This is a genomic window from Paenibacillus helianthi, assembly GCF_001909055.1.
Lineage (GTDB): Bacteria > Bacillota > Bacilli > Paenibacillales > Paenibacillaceae > Paenibacillus_AQ > Paenibacillus_AQ helianthi.
This window is the reverse complement of sequence record NZ_LVWI01000060.1, coordinates 1-15,383: the sequence shown is the minus strand read 5'-3', so window position 1 is coordinate 15,383 and position 15,383 is coordinate 1. Positions and strand designations below refer to the sequence as shown.

General features: G+C 53.5%; 16 protein-coding genes. 11 read left to right on the top strand and 5 right to left on the bottom strand.

What is annotated here, in order from left to right; translation table 11 throughout:
* Positions 1–12 precede the first annotated feature (12 nt).
* Positions 13–1,536, top strand: coding sequence for a glycosyltransferase family 4 protein (locus A3844_RS22745; protein WP_074108552.1), 1,524 nt, complete (start codon positions 13–15; stop codon positions 1,534–1,536).
* A 654-nt stretch (positions 1,537–2,190) separates the two neighbouring features.
* Here the strand turns inward: A3844_RS22745 and A3844_RS32420 are convergent.
* A complete protein-coding gene (locus A3844_RS32420; protein WP_167374724.1) occupies positions 2,191–2,466 on the bottom strand; it encodes a hypothetical protein in 276 nt (91 codons plus the stop codon).
* Here A3844_RS32420 and wecB point away from each other — a divergent pair.
* Genes wecB through A3844_RS22705 form a run of 8 tightly spaced genes read left to right on the top strand, consistent with a single transcriptional unit; the run spans position 2,411 to position 9,417 of the window.
* Entirely contained in the window at positions 2,411–3,505 is a 1,095-nt protein-coding gene (wecB, locus tag A3844_RS22740) for a non-hydrolyzing UDP-N-acetylglucosamine 2-epimerase (protein ID WP_074102993.1), read from the top strand. The two genes, A3844_RS32420 and wecB, sit on opposite strands and share 56 nt — an antisense overlap.
* The gene (locus A3844_RS22735; RefSeq protein WP_074084103.1) at positions 3,495–4,481 is read left to right on the top strand and encodes a polysaccharide biosynthesis protein; all 987 of its coding nucleotides are present in this window, start codon (positions 3,495–3,497) and stop codon (positions 4,479–4,481) included. Before wecB ends, A3844_RS22735 begins: the two co-directional genes overlap by 11 nt.
* Complete coding sequence (locus A3844_RS22730) at positions 4,478–5,317, top strand: dTDP-4-dehydrorhamnose reductase family protein (RefSeq protein WP_074108551.1); 840 nt, start codon at positions 4,478–4,480, stop codon at positions 5,315–5,317. Before A3844_RS22735 ends, A3844_RS22730 begins: the two co-directional genes overlap by 4 nt.
* Entirely contained in the window at positions 5,287–6,312 is a 1,026-nt protein-coding gene (locus A3844_RS22725) for an SDR family oxidoreductase (protein ID WP_074108550.1), read from the top strand. The genes A3844_RS22730 and A3844_RS22725 overlap by 31 nt, the downstream gene beginning before the upstream one ends.
* Positions 6,309–7,025, top strand: coding sequence for a glycosyltransferase (locus tag A3844_RS22720; RefSeq protein ID WP_074108549.1), 717 nt, complete (start codon positions 6,309–6,311; stop codon positions 7,023–7,025). Before A3844_RS22725 ends, A3844_RS22720 begins: the two co-directional genes overlap by 4 nt.
* Positions 7,026–7,058: 33 nt before the next feature.
* Positions 7,059–7,634: a class I SAM-dependent methyltransferase gene (locus A3844_RS22715; RefSeq protein WP_074102989.1), complete on the top strand. Its 576-nt coding sequence runs from the start codon at positions 7,059–7,061 to the stop codon at positions 7,632–7,634.
* A 26-nt stretch (positions 7,635–7,660) separates the two neighbouring features.
* Positions 7,661–8,383: a glycosyltransferase family 2 protein gene (locus A3844_RS22710; RefSeq protein ID WP_074102988.1), complete on the top strand. Its 723-nt coding sequence runs from the start codon at positions 7,661–7,663 to the stop codon at positions 8,381–8,383.
* The gene (locus A3844_RS22705) at positions 8,380–9,417 is read left to right on the top strand and encodes a glycosyltransferase family 4 protein (RefSeq protein WP_074108548.1); all 1,038 of its coding nucleotides are present in this window, start codon (positions 8,380–8,382) and stop codon (positions 9,415–9,417) included. Before A3844_RS22710 ends, A3844_RS22705 begins: the two co-directional genes overlap by 4 nt.
* Before the next feature lie 70 nt (positions 9,418–9,487).
* Here the strand turns inward: A3844_RS22705 and A3844_RS22700 are convergent, their stop codons facing one another.
* Positions 9,488–10,564 carry a glycosyltransferase family 4 protein gene (locus tag A3844_RS22700; RefSeq protein ID WP_074102986.1) on the bottom strand — a complete coding sequence of 359 codons (1,077 nt, stop codon included), beginning with the start codon at positions 10,562–10,564 and terminating at the stop codon, positions 9,488–9,490.
* Positions 10,565–10,765: 201 nt separating this feature from the next.
* Between A3844_RS22700 and A3844_RS22695 the strand changes: the two genes are divergently transcribed.
* Positions 10,766–11,749 (top strand): YhcN/YlaJ family sporulation lipoprotein, encoded by a 984-nt coding sequence (locus A3844_RS22695; RefSeq protein WP_074108547.1) that lies wholly within the window; start codon positions 10,766–10,768, stop codon positions 11,747–11,749.
* A gap of 137 nt (positions 11,750–11,886) precedes the next feature.
* Here A3844_RS22695 and nagA read toward each other — a convergent pair whose 3' ends face one another.
* From nagA to A3844_RS22680, 3 genes are read right to left on the bottom strand one after another with little or no spacing between them, the layout of a single operon-like run.
* Positions 11,887–13,083 (bottom strand): N-acetylglucosamine-6-phosphate deacetylase, encoded by a 1,197-nt coding sequence (gene nagA, locus A3844_RS22690; protein ID WP_074084112.1) that lies wholly within the window; start codon positions 13,081–13,083, stop codon positions 11,887–11,889.
* Entirely contained in the window at positions 13,071–13,799 is a 729-nt protein-coding gene (nagB, locus tag A3844_RS22685; protein ID WP_074108563.1) for a glucosamine-6-phosphate deaminase, read from the bottom strand. Before nagB ends, nagA begins: the two co-directional genes overlap by 13 nt.
* Positions 13,799–14,677, bottom strand: a complete 879-nt coding sequence (locus A3844_RS22680; RefSeq protein WP_074084114.1) for a MurR/RpiR family transcriptional regulator — start codon at positions 14,675–14,677, stop codon at positions 13,799–13,801. Before A3844_RS22680 ends, nagB begins: the two co-directional genes overlap by 1 nt.
* A gap of 477 nt (positions 14,678–15,154) precedes the next feature.
* Here A3844_RS22680 and A3844_RS22675 point away from each other — a divergent pair.
* The coding region (locus tag A3844_RS22675; RefSeq protein ID WP_074106910.1) for a transposase at positions 15,155–15,383 on the top strand (229 nt) is incomplete at its 3' end.

Here is a 15,383-nt window from a genome sequence, read left to right as displayed (position 1 = left end):
CGCCGACACACCATGGCCGACAAAGCGACAATCGTGCTTTTTTCCCATGTATCCAATACACGCAGCATTACCGGCGCGGAGAAGCTGCTGCTGTTCTTCAGCCGGGAGCTGTTACCGTATTTCAACTGCATTCTTGTGGCACCCCAGGAGGGTAAGCTGACCCGGCAGGCGCGTAAGAATGGACTGAATGTGCAGCTGCTGCCGATTCCGCTGGTCTACGGGATATACACTCCTTATGCCGGCCTGGAGGCAGATATCCGTAAATTTCAGGAAAGTCGTGAATACGGCGAGCTGCTAGACTGGCTTACCGGGCTGCGTCCGGCTTTGATTATTTCCAGCACCTGTGTTCATGCTTTGCCGGCGATGGCGGCGAAATCACTGGGTATTCCGGTGGTGTGGAAGATTACAGAGACGATCACGGACAATGAGTTTACTCCCATCAGCACGGGGTTGATTCACATGAATAGTGATGAAATTCTGGCCATCTCTCACACGGCTGTGGCCTGTTTTCCTGAGGATATCCGCGAGGGGAAGGTGACACAGCTTCCTCCGTCCTGGAATGAAGCAGAAATGATGTTTGAAGCCTGGAGCAAGCTGCGGGGCGAGCGCCGCCGTGAACTGCGAATTGCGCCAGCGGAGCCGCTGCTCGGCTATATTTCTTCCTTCATTAATAAAGAAAAGGGACTGGAGCATTTCATCAAAATGGCTGTTCTTGTATCGGGACAGCATCCTGAAGCGAAATTCATCGTGGTCGGCACACCCGGAGATAAAAGCTACTATGAGCGTTGTGTACGCAAAGTCAAGCTGGAAGGCCTCACTTCCAAATTCAAATTCATCGGTTACGAAGAGAGTCTTCCCGACATCTATTGTGCTATGGATATACTGGTCGTCCCCAGCCTGATCCGCGAGGGTTTCGGGATGACTGCCCTGGAAGGAATGGCCTTCGGCAAACCGGTGGTGGCCTATGCCTCCGGCGGCTTGTATGAAATTCTCCATGCTGCCGGATGTGAAGGACTGCTGGCGCCGGTGGGGGACATTGACGTACTCGCACAGCGGGTGAACCTCCTGCTGGCGGAGCCAGGTCTGGCTGCTGTGATCGGCAGCCAGGCCCGGGAGCGTGTTGACGCGGTCTACGGACCGGCGGCGTACCGCGCCCGGCTGCTGGGCCTCGCGGAGAGGTGGCACCTCCGCTACTGCTCCGCGCTGCCAGATCCTGCTAGCGCACCGGAGCCCCCCGCTGCCGAAGCTTCGGACAGCGGCGAACCCGCCCCGCCGCCGCCGCAGCCGCAGCCGCCGCCGGAACCGCCGCAGCCGGAACCGCGGCGGCGGGGCCCCGGGAGCCGCGCTGCACGGCTGCGGCGCGGCAAGCTCCGGCGCGGCAGGCTCCGCCGCGCCAAAACCCGGGCGCGCAGCCGCAAGCGCCCGGGCCGGAAGCGGCGCACGGCTGCAAGCGCGCGCCGGCGGGGCAGCGGCGGCAAGCACCGCCGCGCGGGCCATGCACGCCGCCGGGCGAAGCGGCGGCGCAAAGCGGCCTAGGCACGCCGCCGAAGAAGGCGTGCGCCTGAAGCCGCTGCGCGCCGCATGTGCGCAGCAGCCTGCAGCCGCGCCCGTGCACGCAGTAACGGCAAAAATGCCGTTACATCCGCCACCGCGCGCCACACTTACCCAACAACGGCAGAAATGCCGTTATTTCCACCAATCGGGCGCTATACACACCCACAACAGCAAAAATGCGGTTACTACCGCCGCTCACGCGCCACACTTACCCAACAACGGCAAAAATGCCGTTAATTCGGCGCCCACAGGTAAATAAGTGGAAAAAGTGAACTTATTTCTCGCTGAAACCACCAATTATAGGATTTAAGTGGAAAAATTAAACTTAATTTGGTGGTATGACCTAGAAAATAAACAAAAGGATTGAATTAGTTATACTTTTTCCACTTTGATTGCGGAGCGCATGACATTCGAGCAACTTAGTTATACTTTTTCCACTTAATCATTCGCCGGTGCTCCAAGGAGATACGTAACGGTTTACACAAACTTCTTACTACCGCACCTGCGCGCCACACGCACCCACCAAGAGCAACAATGCCGTTACTATCGCCACCCGCGCGCCACACGCACCAACAACAGCAACAATGCTGTTACTACCGCCGCCCGCGCGCTGCACCAACAGCAACAATGCTGTTACTACCGCCGCCCGCGCGCTGCACCAACAGCAACAATGCCGTTACTACCGCCCGCACGCGACACGCATCCAATAACGGTACATTCGCCACCGGTGCACCAAATGCGCCTAACAACGGCAAAAACATCATTATTCTCAGCCACCCTGACGCCATAAGCGCCGCCACTCAACACCAGTCCGCCGCGTTCCTGCGGCAGGCTAACCTCAAAGGGGAGTGAACCCATGAAGATCATGACGATTTTGGGCACACGGCCCGAGATCATCCGCCTAAGTGTCATTATTCCGCTGCTTGATGAGCATGCGGAGCAGCATGTGCTGGTGCATACAGGACAGAACTTCACTGCGAGCCTCAGCGGCATTTTCTTTGCTGAGCTGGGGCTGCGGGCACCGGATTATGTGCTGCAGGATAAACAGGCGGGACTTGGCGGGCAGCTTGCCGCCATGTTCGGGAGCCTGGAAAGCATCCTGCTGCAGGAGCAGCCGGACCGGATTCTGCTCCTGGGGGACACGAACAGCGCGCTGTGCGCCATCCTTGCCGAGCGGATGGGGATTCCTGTAGTGCATATGGAAGCGGGCAACCGCTGCTACGACCTGAAAGTGCCGGAGGAGAAAAACCGCCGTCTCATAGATGCTGTTTCTACCATAAACATGCCCTATACCCAGCAGAGCAAGCGGCATCTACTCAGCGAAGGCTTCCCCGGCCAGCGCATTGTATTAACCGGAAATCCGATTCACGAAGTGATTACCCGTTATGAGCAGCAGATCGGGGCCAGCGATATTCTAGCCCGGCTGAACCTGACAGCAGGCCATTACTTTCTGGTTACTGCGCACCGGGCAGAAAATGTGGATGATCCCGAATCCCTCCTGCAGATCATGTCCGGACTGAACCTGGTGGCAGAGCATTTTGGCATCCGCCTGATCTGCAGTATCCACCCCCGTACCCGCTCCAAGCTTACGGAGCAGTTCAAGCTTGAGATGAACCCGCTGGTGGAATTCCACGAGCCTTTCGGATTTTTTGATTTTGTCCATCTGGAACGGTACGCCTTGTGTGCGATCACCGACAGCGGAACCGTACAGGAGGAATGCTGCCTGATGGGAGTGCCAACCGTAACCATCCGCCGGACCACCGAACGTCCTGAGACGGTGGATTGCGGCAGCAACGTTGTGTCAGGAGTGGAGCAGGACAGTATATTGCGCTGTACCCGGCTGATGACGTCACTGAGCCCTGAATGGGAGGCGCCGGAAGGTTATTTGACCCCGGATGTCTCGGTTAAGGTAGTCAAATTTTTGCTTGGAGGGAACCTGCATGTTCAATAATAAAAGGATTTTGGTGACAGGCGGAACCGGTTCCTGGGGGCATGAACTCATCCGGCAGCTTTTGCCGCAGAACCCGAAAGAGATCGTTATTTTCTCCCGCAGCGAGTCTGCGCAAGTGGCAATGAGCCGCGAATATGAAGATCCCCGCCTCAGCTTCATTATCGGGGATATCCGTGACAAGGAGGCTTTGATAGCGGCTTGCCGCGGTGTGGATTATGTCTTTCATCTGGCGGCGCTCAAGCATGTTCCAGTCTGCGAAGACCAGCCGTATGAAGCGCTCAAGACCAATGTGGTCGGCACCCAGAATGTGATTGAAGCGGCTGTTGCATGCAATGTGGAAAAAGCCATTTACATCTCTACCGACAAGGCTGCCAATCCCTCCAACTTCTACGGTATGACCAAAGCCATTGGAGAGAAGCTGTTTGTCTATGCCAACCTGCTGGGCTCAAATACCCGGTTCGTAACGGTGCGCGGCGGCAATGTGCTGGGTACCAACGGCAGTGTGGTCCATCTGTTCATGAAGCAGATCAAGGATAAGGGGCAGGTACGGATTACCGATATGAAAATGACCCGCTTCTTCTTCACCCTGCGCGACGCCATCACCTTGCTGTTTAAGGCCTCCGAGGTTAGCCTCGGCGGGGAAATCTTTGTCATGACCATGCCGACCTGCCGGATCGTAGATCTGGCCGAAGTACTGATTGAAGCATCCGGCAAACCGGATGTGAGCATTATCGAAGCGGGTATCCGGCCGGGAGAGAAGATCCACGAAATTCTGATGAGCGATTTCGAGAGCCAGACAACAGTTGTCTACGATGAGCAGTATCTGGTCATTCTGCCTACACTGGATATGCCTGAACTGAAGGCTTATTACAGCAAATATCCGCATGTTTCCTTCAACAGCTTCAGTTCCGAGAACAACCTTATGAATCAGGAGGAGATCAAGGAAATCCTGATCCGGGGAGGGTTCCTAGAGTGAAGCTGCTTATTCTCGGCGGAAACGGTATGGCGGGTCATATGCTGGCGGATTATTTCCGCCGCCAGGGCAAGCATCACGTCTTCCATACAACCCGGGACAAGAGTGATCTTGGCGGGCTGTATATAGATGCAGATGATATCGCCGGAGTTGAAAAGCTGGTCGAAATTGTCTCTCCCCATTGCATAATCAATGCGCTGGGCGTGCTCAATCAATTTGCCGAACGGGATCCCATCGGCGCCTACCATGTGAACGGGTTTCTGCCCCACCGGCTGCGCCGTGCTGCGGACAGCATTCATGCCCGGCTCATTCATATCAGTACCGACTGCGTGTTCGAAGGAACACGCGGCGGTTACACAGAGGACGATAAGCCTGACGGCACATCCGTATATGCGATCACCAAAAGTCTTGGAGAAGTGCGGGAGCCCGGACACCTGACCATCCGAACCTCCATCATTGGTCCGGAAATCCGCTCTTCGGGCATCGGACTGATGGAATGGTTCCTGGCCCAGAAGGGTCCCGTATCCGGCTACCAGCGGGTAATGTGGAATGGGGTCACCACCCTGGAGCTGGCTAAAGCTGTAGATTCATTGCTGGACTCTGAGGTTTCAGGCCTGATCCATCTGGCCCACCCGCAGCCGGTCAGCAAATATGAGCTGCTGCGGCATATGCAGGCAGCATTCAGCAAGGAGGATGCCGAGATTATCCCCGAGTCTGCACATATTCAGGACCGGACCTTAATCAGCACGAGAGCGGATGTTCAGGTGAAGCTGCCTTCGTATCCTGAAATGCTGGCAGAGCTGGCGGCATGGATGAAGCAGCCGGCGATGATGACATGAAGGAGCGGAGGCTGCTGATTACCGGAGCATCCGGATTTACCGGAAGGCATGCGGTGGCTTACTTTCATGCAGCGGGTGCTGAAGTGACAGCTGTGGTACGGAGCTCCGCAGCTGCCGGTATCTTCCCGGCGGGTGTGAAGCAGCAGGTCTGCGATTTAAGCGACCGCAGGGCTGTCAAGACGATGATTGATGAGGTCCAGCCGGATGAAGTGCTGCACCTCGCCGGCAAAAACTCGGTGCCGGAGTCCTGGCGGGACCCGCTGCTCTATATGGAAATGAACGTGATGTCTACACTGTATTTGCTTGAGGGATTGCGTACCCGGCCGGCCCGCCGTATTCTGGTGGCCGGCTCCCGGCTTAAGTTCAAACCGGGCAATGCGGAAGGTCCGCCACACCCCTACAGTCTGAGCAAAACCCTGGAGGAGCTGGTGTCTCTTGCCTGGTGTACCCTGTTCCAGCAGCCTGTGCTGCTTGCGGAGCCCTGTAACCTGATCGGTCCTGGCCCATCAACTGGATTTTGTTCCTTGCTGGCGCAGCATATGGTACGGAGTGAGGCTGCTGAAAGCACTTCTGAAATACCCCCGCCGTTCAAGCTATCCTCACGGTATGCTCTCCGTGACTTCCTGGATGTACGGGATGCGGTCAAAGCCTATGACTGGATCTTGCGCAGCGGAGAGCCGGGAAAGATCTATAAGATTGACTCCGGCATTCAGCGGGAGCTTGGAGCGGTTGCAGAGCAGCTGCTGGCTCATGCGAGGGTTCCGGTAGGCATGGATTGGGGGCCGGAGAACACCGGAACGGAACAGGCTGCTGCTCCTGCGGCAGCTGCCGTTCCATCTTCAGGATCCGAAACATTAGCTATTCAAGAAGGATTATCCTCATCTTCCGGAGACGATGCTGTAAGTCTCGGCTGGAGTCCGCAGATTGAGTTGTCCCGCTCACTTGCGGATATTGTGGACTATCACCGGGCAAGCAGAGAAGGAGGCGCTTCATGAAACCGAAGGTATCCGTGGTGATTCCCTTTTTCAATTGCCCTTATATCGAACAGGCGCTGCAAAGCGCTTTGAACCAATCCTGGCAGCCCTATGAGATCATCGTTGTCGACGATGGCTCTACCATGCACGCAGACCGGATTACGCCTTACCTCCCGCACATTCACTATTTGGGCAAGGCCAACGGGGGGACTGCGTCTGCCCTGAATCACGGAATCCGTCATGCCTCGGGCGACTATGTGGTCTGGCTTAGCTCAGATGATATGTTCTACCGCGACAAAATCAACAACCAGGTGCTGTTCATGGACCAGAACCGCCTGCTAATTACCTACACCAACTTTAATTATATCAACGAACACTCACAATTGACTGGGCTTAACGCGGCTGCGGTATTCCCGAGCCACCTCGACTATTTACGTTGTTTTTTGCAGGGTAACCCGATTAACGGCTGCACGGTGATGTTCAAACGCGAGCTGTTCGGTGCCATCGGGCTGTTCGATGAGTCGCTGCCCTACACCCATGACTATGACCTGTGGTTCCGCTCGATTCTGAACGGATATCCGCCTGTGATGCTGAATCAGTCCTTGACCGCCTACCGGCGGCATGATGGGATGGGGACGATTAAGCATTATGATGTCATCATGGCTGAGGCTGCTGCTACCAATGCCCGTTATAGCCCTCTGCTCCGCGGATTAATTGCCTCGATGGGCGGCTGAACAGCGATCCGATCGCTATAGGAGGTGTGATCTATGTACCGGGAAATAGAAGTGAAGGATTTTCTTCCGGTTCTTCTGGAGCATCTGAAATTTGCGGAGAGTATCCTGGATGTGGGGAGCGGGACCGGTACACTCCTTGAACGCTACCAGGCTACGGTGGTAGTCGGCCTTGATATTCACAGGCCTTACCTGTTGCACCGCAAATATACAGCGCCCCATATCATACCGGTGCACGCCGATGCCGGACATATCGATCAACTGTTTCTTCCATGCACCTTCACGGCGGTGACGCTCATCGACTCCCTGGAGCATTTCACCATGAGCGAGGGCAAAGAACTTTTGCGAAAGGCAGAGATCATTGCCGCAAACCGCGTGGTCGTATTTACCCCACGCGGTTTCTTTCCCCAGGAAGGAACAGATCATTACCACTTGCAGGGGGAGCAGTTTCAAAAACACCGGAGTGGCTGGGAACCGGAGGATTTCCTGGAACGGGGATATGATGTGACAGTGCTTAAAGGCTACCATCATGCAGAGAATCCTTCATTCCGGGAAGCTTTCGGACAGAATCATACGCCACTGGACGCTCTGCTGGCCTGCAAAACCGTATAAATATCGTCCGGAAAGGGGGTGAGCGCATGAATCATGGAACCAAGGTTTCAGTGGTTATCCCATTTTACAATTGTCCATATATCCATATTGCCATAGAAAGCGTGCTTGCCCAGAGCTATCCGGATATTGAGCTGATCGTTGTGGATGACGGGTCAACCCTCCATACGGAGAAGCTAATTCCTTACGGAGACCGGATGAAGGTGCTCCATAAACCTAACGGCGGCACGGCTTCAGCTCTTAATTTGGGGATCCGGGCTGCCAGCGGGGCATATTTTGCCTGGTTAAGTGCTGATGACTGCTTTCATCCCGATAAAATCAGCCGGCAGATGGAGGTTATGCGTAATTCACACACCTCCTTTAACCATACGGCTTATTATTACATCAATGAACTCGGAGAGCGCTTTTCCGGTATTATAAGTGTACCTTTTTATAGCAGGGCCGAGCTTGTCACAACCCTAATGAAGGGCTGTCCGGTTAATGGCAGCTCCGTCATGATGAATATGAACATTTTCAAAAAGGTTGGGCTTTTTAATGAGAAGCTGCTGTATACCCAGGACTATGATCTCTGGCTCCGGATTCTGCCCCATTATGAATGGTCTTATATCACAGAACCTCTGCTGGATTACCGGGTGCACCAGGAAATGGGCTCCGTCATCCACAGCGAGGCGCAGAATCGGGAGATTAAGCAGGTACAGGAAATGCACTACAGTAATCTGTCAAGGCTGCTCAGAAAGGAGAGAAGGAGATGAGAATTACCTTCCCCATTCTGACGCTGTCCAGGGGAGGCGCACAGCGGATGCTCGTGGAGCTGGCCAACCGTCTTGCTGAAATAGGACATGAAGTGACTATTGTGATGCCGTCCAGCGGGATTGTGGAGTATCAGATGAAATGTCCGATTCTCTTTGCGGGAGCCGACTTGATTTCAGAGGATGATTTTCCCGCAGGCGATGTGATTGTCTCCAATTACTACAAGACGGTATCCGTTGCACAGCGGGCGAGTGAACTGGGAAAAGGGGTGCACATCCGTTTGGCGCTCTGCTATGAGCCGACGTTTCTTCCGGATAACAACGAATCCTTTGCCTCGTATCACCTTTCTCCGAATCTGCTGGTGCTCTCACGCTGGCAACAGGGGATTGTCCATATGAATCATGGGATTAAAGGGCGGATTGTACCGATTGGCCTCAGCTCCGACTTTTATAATATGCATATCCGTGAAGCGAGCAGCAAGCTTGTGGTGACTGCCATTGTACGCAAGCCGGAGGGAGGCTTCTCGGGGCACCGGGACCAGGGTTATCTGCTGCAGCAGCTGGATTTGATCAAAGGGCAGCATCCGGAGGTTGAGATCGATCTGATCACACCACCTGGTGAATATGCGGAATCTTCATGGCTGCAGTCTCTGTTTGCAGATGGTCACTACCGTCTGCGTACGCCTTCGAATGATGAAGAGCTGCGTTACCACTATAATGAAAGTAATATTTTCGTCAGCTCCAGCACCTATGACAGCGGCTCACTTCCTGGTCTTGAAGCTATGCGCTGCGGGGCGGCACTCGTGACAGTGTATTCCGGAGGCAACCTTGAATACTGCGTTCATAGATCCAACTGTATGATGTCCTACCGGTATGAGAACCGGCTGGCTGAAGATGTTGTCACACTCATCCGGGATAAGGAACAGCGTGAACGTCTGGCCAAAAAAGGAGAGACAGGTTCATTGCGGTTCACCTGGGAGAGAAGCATGCAAATTTTCCAGTCAGAGCTATTTGAACTTTTATCCAGGCATGGGTGAACCGGGTTTATATATATACAAAGAACCTTCAACTCCACGTGGTTATGTGGGATTGAGGGTTCTTTATGTGCTAAAAAATGGCGAAGGAATTCATCATCTCGCGAAAGGACTGGGCGTATTTCTCGGAACCGAAACGGGAGATCATATGGAGGCGTCCCTGCTCGCGGATGAAGCTGCGAAGGGGCAGATTATCCATGAGCTCCAGTCCTTCGTTAACGGCAGCTTCCACATTGCCAAGCGGATAAAATTTCCCCGTTACATTATGGATGATAAAGGACCGCACCCCGTCAGAATCCGTGCTTAGCACCGGACAGGTACAGCAGACGGCCTCGGCAACAGCGTATCCAAAGCCCTCAGTGATGGAAGAGGATAACAGAAACCCGCCGGAAGCGGCTATGGAGGAGTAATATACTGGCATCAGATGATTGGGGATATTGGTGAATACATTCAGGCGGTCATTGAGTTCCAGGGCATGAAGTTCCGTCTGGAACAGATGCTTCTGCTCTGCGGTCGCAAGGTCCGGATCATGGAACATCCAGAGATGCAGATTGGGTTTGCTGCGGCGGATAACATGGGCAACCTTCAGGTATTCACTCCAGTTCTTGTTGGTCTCCAGACGCCCGACCCAGGCAATCACCGGATCACAAGGCGCTTCACCGGGAATGTGCCGGAAGGACTGGACATCCACAATATTGGGAATGACGTAACGCTGCAGCCAGGGACAGATCGAAATGAACAGCTCCAGCAGATGGTCAGTGGGCGGAATCAATACAGCATTACAATAATTACGTAAAAAAGGAACAGCCTCCGTGACCATGAGTTTTGCTTCGGTTTTAGTTCCCAGGCCTTGGGATTCGTAAATCAGAATACGGCTGTACCCCAGACGGCGCAGACGCTCCAGCAGCAGATAATCCGAAGTTACAATAATTGCGTCATAGTTATGGGTGTCGAGCACACCCTTAATATCTGTATCCGTTGAAGCGATAAATACAGGAAAGTCAGCCGTGCTCTGACTGCTTGACCCCGGCATCAGGTACAGCACATGACACTCAATGCCGCTGCGCTGAAGACTCTCGCACCGCAGCCTGTTCAGAGTCTCGACACCCCCGCTGGGGACATAAAATGTAAATAAAACCTTCAAGCTCATCCCTCCCTGACTTTACCTTGCGGAGAAACACCGGCGCCCTTCGCAAAAGCAGGGCCTGCTGTTTATAAGATACGCCGGACTTCCCTTACAGGTGACGATCAAAGGGCGCCATGCCAAATCCTTTCAGGATAGCCTGACCTGATGAGGGCTATCCTAATGATTGTTACGCTGCATATATAACAAGAGATGGAGGATGAATTCATGTTGCGATCGAAGATCAGCATGTCGGTTTCCGCTGCGCTGCTGCTGGGCGTGGTAAGCATCACAGGCTGTGGTACCAATAACACCGCAAGTGACAAGAATGTGCAAACCAAAAGTGTACGCGGAATCCATGACGGACGGCTGGGTGTCAACTCCATGAAGGTGAATGCCTTCGATAAAATGGAGATGAGCAGAGAACTGGCAGACCGTATTGCGGCCATGCCTGAGGTCCGTTCCGCCAATGTAGTTGTGGCAGGAAAAAGCGCATATGTTGCAGTAACTCTGGATGAAGCCTCAGGTGGCGTTCATGCCAAAAGCTACGGAAATACTGCGGGGATCGGGGGGCCAACGGGAATGATTGCCGGCAGCGGAAGAACTTCAGGCCGCACAACTACGGGTACCACCGGTATGAACGGTGCAAACGGCATGACCGGTAACAACGGGTTGAGCGGCACCGCTGGCATGAATGGCACCCCCGGCATGAGAGGTTCTAGAACCGGTGTACCTGGAATGACAGGGGTAGGCGGTTCAATCAATGGCATGTCGGGAACTCTGTCTACCGGCACAGGAACTGTGGGGGGGACAGGAACAGCCAACCCAGGGGGTTATGCAGGGAATGGGGGTAACGGCGTAATGTCCCGGAGCAACATGACCGATGGCCGGGTCCTAAGAAATGATATCGACAGAAGCATGGGTACTGCAGCGGGCACCCGTACGATTACTCCTTACAGCACCAATGGAACCCATAACACCGGCACCCTTGCTAACGATACTATGACCCGGGAACTGAAGGATAAAATAGCCGCCGAGGTCAGACATTATGATAAAAATATCGACAACGTCTACGTATCTGCAAACCCTGACTTTGTGGAACGGACAAACTTCTACGCTCAAGAATTCCGTGCAGGACATCCGCTGAGGGGATTTGCCCACGAATTCAGTACAATGGTTGGACGAATCTTCCCGACGCGCAGCGGTTATTAACTTAAGCAAAGCCTAAACGGATTTTCCTTAGTATTCCTAGGGAAGGTTGTATTATTCCAGTCGTTATCCCATATGCTCAAAAAAAACGCAGCCCCCTCCGGTTCAGCTTAATTCCGGGTTGGGCTGCGTTTCTGAATTCAGGATATATCGTTCATTTTACGGCCCTTTATCCAGACTCCGCGCAGGTTCAGCGCTTCATCCAGCAGCAGGATATCGCCGCGTTTACCAGCCTCAAGCGTACCGATGGTCCGCTGCATGCCGATGGCCTCTGCTGGTGTAAGACTTGCTGCTCTGGAGGCTTCTTCCAGAGTCAGACCAACCTCCTCCACCAGATAGCGGAACCCTCGGATCATTGTTAACGTGCTGCCAGCTAGGGCCTCCGGATTCTCCTTCAATCTGGCAACGCCGTCACGGACCAGAACGGGAAGATCCCCAATAGTGTATTCACCATCGCTTAGTCCGGTCGCCGACATGGAATCTGTAATCAGCAGCAGATTACCAGCATTCTTAAGACGGGACAGCACAGCGATTGCTGCTGGATGCACGTGAATGCCATCGGCAATAATCTCTGCGCGAATCCGCGCGTCAAACATAATGGCGCCTGCTGCACCCGGCTTGCGGTGGTGAAGCGGGGTCATCGCATTGAACATATGCACCGCCTGATTTAGTCCTGCATCGGCGGCAGCGATCACCTCTTCATAGGAGGCATTCGTATGGCCCAGTGCGGCAATTATCCCATGTTTGCGCAGCCATGTAATTGCCGCAAGTGCACCTTCTCCTTCAGGTGCGAGTGTCACCTGCCGGATTAATCCCGGATATAAGGCTTCCCACTGCTCCATCCATTCAATATTGGCGGGAACGATGTGGTCCGGATTCTGCGCACCAGACCACTTGGGACTAATAAACGGGCCTTCCAGATGGACCCCGGCCAATTGGGCAAAGGGCATCGGGGCAGAGCGGAATGCGTGTACTTCCGAGAGCGCCCGGTCAATATCCTTTTTGTCTGCGGTCATCGTTGTCGCCAGCATGGTGGTGGTTCCCTGCGAAGCGTGAAACCGTGTAATGGTCTCCAGGGATTCAGCATCGGCATACATGAAGTCAAAGCCGGCTCCCCCGTGAACATGCACATCTACAAATCCGGGAATCAGCAGGCCGCCACGGGTTTCCGCGTTTCCGGCGGGCCACCCGGCATAAGCCTCCGGCAGCCAAGCCGCTTCGCCGACATAATGAATGGCTTCCTCTGATACAGCGATCACACCCTCCTGGATGATTCCTGCAGGTGTCAGAACTTTTCCGAAGAGCAACTGGCCTGTGGTGGATGTTATTTCAGCCATTTTGCTGCACCTTCATCCAGCAGTACAACGACATTGGGATGGCTCTGGAGCAGGGAAGCCGGGCACTGTGTGGTAATCGGACCCTCCAGCGCATTCTTCACAGCTTCTGCTTTCTCTTCGCCGCGTACCAAAAGTACAATTTGCCGTGCCTTAAGAATGCCGCCGATACCCATCGTAACCGCCTGCCGTGGAACATCTTCCCGGCTGTCAAAGAAGCGGGCATTGGCTTCCAGGGTCTCAGGCAGCAGATCAACAACATGTGTGCCGCTGGTGAGACTGGCATCCGGTTCATTGAAGCCGATATGGCCATTGCTTCCGATACCCAGAATCTGCAGGTCCACCGGACCGCCATCCTCAAGCAGCTTATCATAAGCGAGGCATTCCGCATCCAGGTCAGGGGCGTTGCCATTCGGCACATGTGTTTTGGCCAGGTCGATATCAATATGACTGAACAGATGTCCGTTCATGAAGCTGCGGTAGCTCTGCGGATGATCCCCAGGCAAACCTACGTATTCATCCAGATTATAAGACGAAGCTTTGGCAAAGCTGACGATTCCTTTTGTATGCATTTCAACGAGCTTGGCGTATACTCCGACCGGTGAACTTCCGGTAGCGAGGCCCAGCACGGCTTTGGGGTTGCTCTGCAGCAGGCTGACAATCAGGTTGGCTCCGGTCTGTGCAAAGTCTTCATCAGTTTTAAATTTCAAAATATTCATTAGGATTGACCTCCCCGTTTATGACGGTAATGTTGGACATTCAGGTAAGACTGCTCCAGCTTGGGAATAAAATCTCCAAAGCGTGTGCTAACCATTCCGGTGAACAAAATATCGATAATATGCAGCTGTGCGATCCGCGAAGCCATATCTCCCCGCCGCATGCCTTGCTCCAGTGAGGAAGAGAACAACGGGATATCGGCCAAAGTAGCCAGTGAACTACTGCCGTAGGAGGTCAGCGAGATCGTGGCTGCACCGCTGGCTGAGGCACAGCTTAAGGCGTCAATCGTCTCCGGGGTTTCCCCGGAATAAGAGATGGCGAATGCCACATCGCCTTCCTTGAGCGAAGAAGCGGATGTAATCTGCATATGGGAATCGGAAAAGGCAGTGCAATTCACGCCGATGCGAATCAGCTTCTGGTAGAAATCCTGGGCCACAATTGAAGAGGTGGCCATCCCGTACAGATCTACCCGCCGGGCCTGGCATAACAGATCAATTGCACTCTGCAGCCGCTCCAGATTAAGCAGTGATGTAGTATCCCGGATGGAGGCCAAATGATTGGCCTGCATGGCTTCGACAATCACCGAAAGCGGATTGCCTGCTACAATATCCTGATAAGAGGACCCGCCATCCTGAGGCGAGTTATCGCTGTGGGCAATTTCCGCCGCCAGCTTAACCTTGAAATCCGGAAACCCCTTAAAATGCAGAACCTTGCAGAATCGTGTAATTGTAGCCGGGCTGATGCCGCATTGCTCTGCCAGCTCCGTAATCCCCATATGGACAATTTCTCCCGGAGAGGCTAGAATTCGCTCCGCCAGCTTGCGCTCCATCTGTGACAGCTTGGATTTCTCATGCTCCAGAGCATGCAGGATGGGAGACATCCCTCCACCTTCTTTTCTTCAGATGTAATGAAATTATTTTTAATAATATAATACTATTTAAGAAAATTATTTTCATACATAGAATAAAGCATTACCAGTAAGGATGCAAGAGGGAGTTTTATCGGGCCTCCAAGGTGGTGGCGAGTAGGTGCCCAGTAGGTGGCGATGGCGATTAGTTAGAGTGGTTACTTAGGAGTTACTGAGAAGTTATTTAAAAAGAAGTTAAAGTAGTGTGCCCTCTCTAAAAGGGGATATCGACGCTCACCGGTAGCGGGCGTAGGTTGGGCAAGCGCTTACTAAGGATGAAGCTGAAAAAACAGGGGAGAAGGCAAGTATCGCTGGAGAAAGTGGAAAAAGGAAAACTAATCTGTAGATTTCACCGATTTTTTATGAATTAGGTGGATAAATGCAAGTAGAATAAAAAGTGGACACCCGTTAAGAGAGCATGAATAATGAACTTAACGAGGAGGTGTTCACATGGGTGAACAACGGCAACGGTACAATGAAAAGTTTAAGAAAGAAACCGTCAAGTATATCCAGGAACAGACGAAGACGGTGGTAGAGATTGGTGAGGAGCTGGGCATCTCCCCTGGCGTGCTGCACAACTGGCTGGCGAAGTATCGGGAGTTCGGCAATGAACCTGTAAACAGTGCGGAAAAGGTTCGTGAACTCGAGCAGCGACTGCTGGAACAAGAAAAAGAATTAC

Coding starts and splice junctions, on each gene's coding strand:
- A3844_RS32420 (WP_167374724.1), bottom strand. CDS start 2,466: ATGACACTTAGGCGGATGATCTCGGGCCGTGTGCCCAAAATCGTCATG.
- A3844_RS22715 (WP_074102989.1), top strand. CDS start 7,059: ATGTACCGGGAAATAGAAGTGAAGGATTTTCTTCCGGTTCTTCTGGAG.
- nagB (WP_074108563.1), bottom strand. CDS start 13,799: ATGAATATTTTGAAATTTAAAACTGATGAAGACTTTGCACAGACCGGA.
- A3844_RS22735 (WP_074084103.1), top strand. CDS start 3,495: ATGTTCAATAATAAAAGGATTTTGGTGACAGGCGGAACCGGTTCCTGG.
- wecB (WP_074102993.1), top strand. CDS start 2,411: ATGAAGATCATGACGATTTTGGGCACACGGCCCGAGATCATCCGCCTA.
- A3844_RS22705 (WP_074108548.1), top strand. CDS start 8,380: ATGAGAATTACCTTCCCCATTCTGACGCTGTCCAGGGGAGGCGCACAG.
- A3844_RS22720 (WP_074108549.1), top strand. CDS start 6,309: ATGAAACCGAAGGTATCCGTGGTGATTCCCTTTTTCAATTGCCCTTAT.
- A3844_RS22695 (WP_074108547.1), top strand. CDS start 10,766: ATGTTGCGATCGAAGATCAGCATGTCGGTTTCCGCTGCGCTGCTGCTG.
- A3844_RS22680 (WP_074084114.1), bottom strand. CDS start 14,677: ATGTCTCCCATCCTGCATGCTCTGGAGCATGAGAAATCCAAGCTGTCA.
- A3844_RS22700 (WP_074102986.1), bottom strand. CDS start 10,564: ATGAGCTTGAAGGTTTTATTTACATTTTATGTCCCCAGCGGGGGTGTC.
- A3844_RS22710 (WP_074102988.1), top strand. CDS start 7,661: ATGAATCATGGAACCAAGGTTTCAGTGGTTATCCCATTTTACAATTGT.
- A3844_RS22745 (WP_074108552.1), top strand. CDS start 13: ATGGCCGACAAAGCGACAATCGTGCTTTTTTCCCATGTATCCAATACA.
- nagA (WP_074084112.1), bottom strand. CDS start 13,083: ATGGCTGAAATAACATCCACCACAGGCCAGTTGCTCTTCGGAAAAGTT.
- A3844_RS22725 (WP_074108550.1), top strand. CDS start 5,287: ATGGATGAAGCAGCCGGCGATGATGACATGAAGGAGCGGAGGCTGCTG.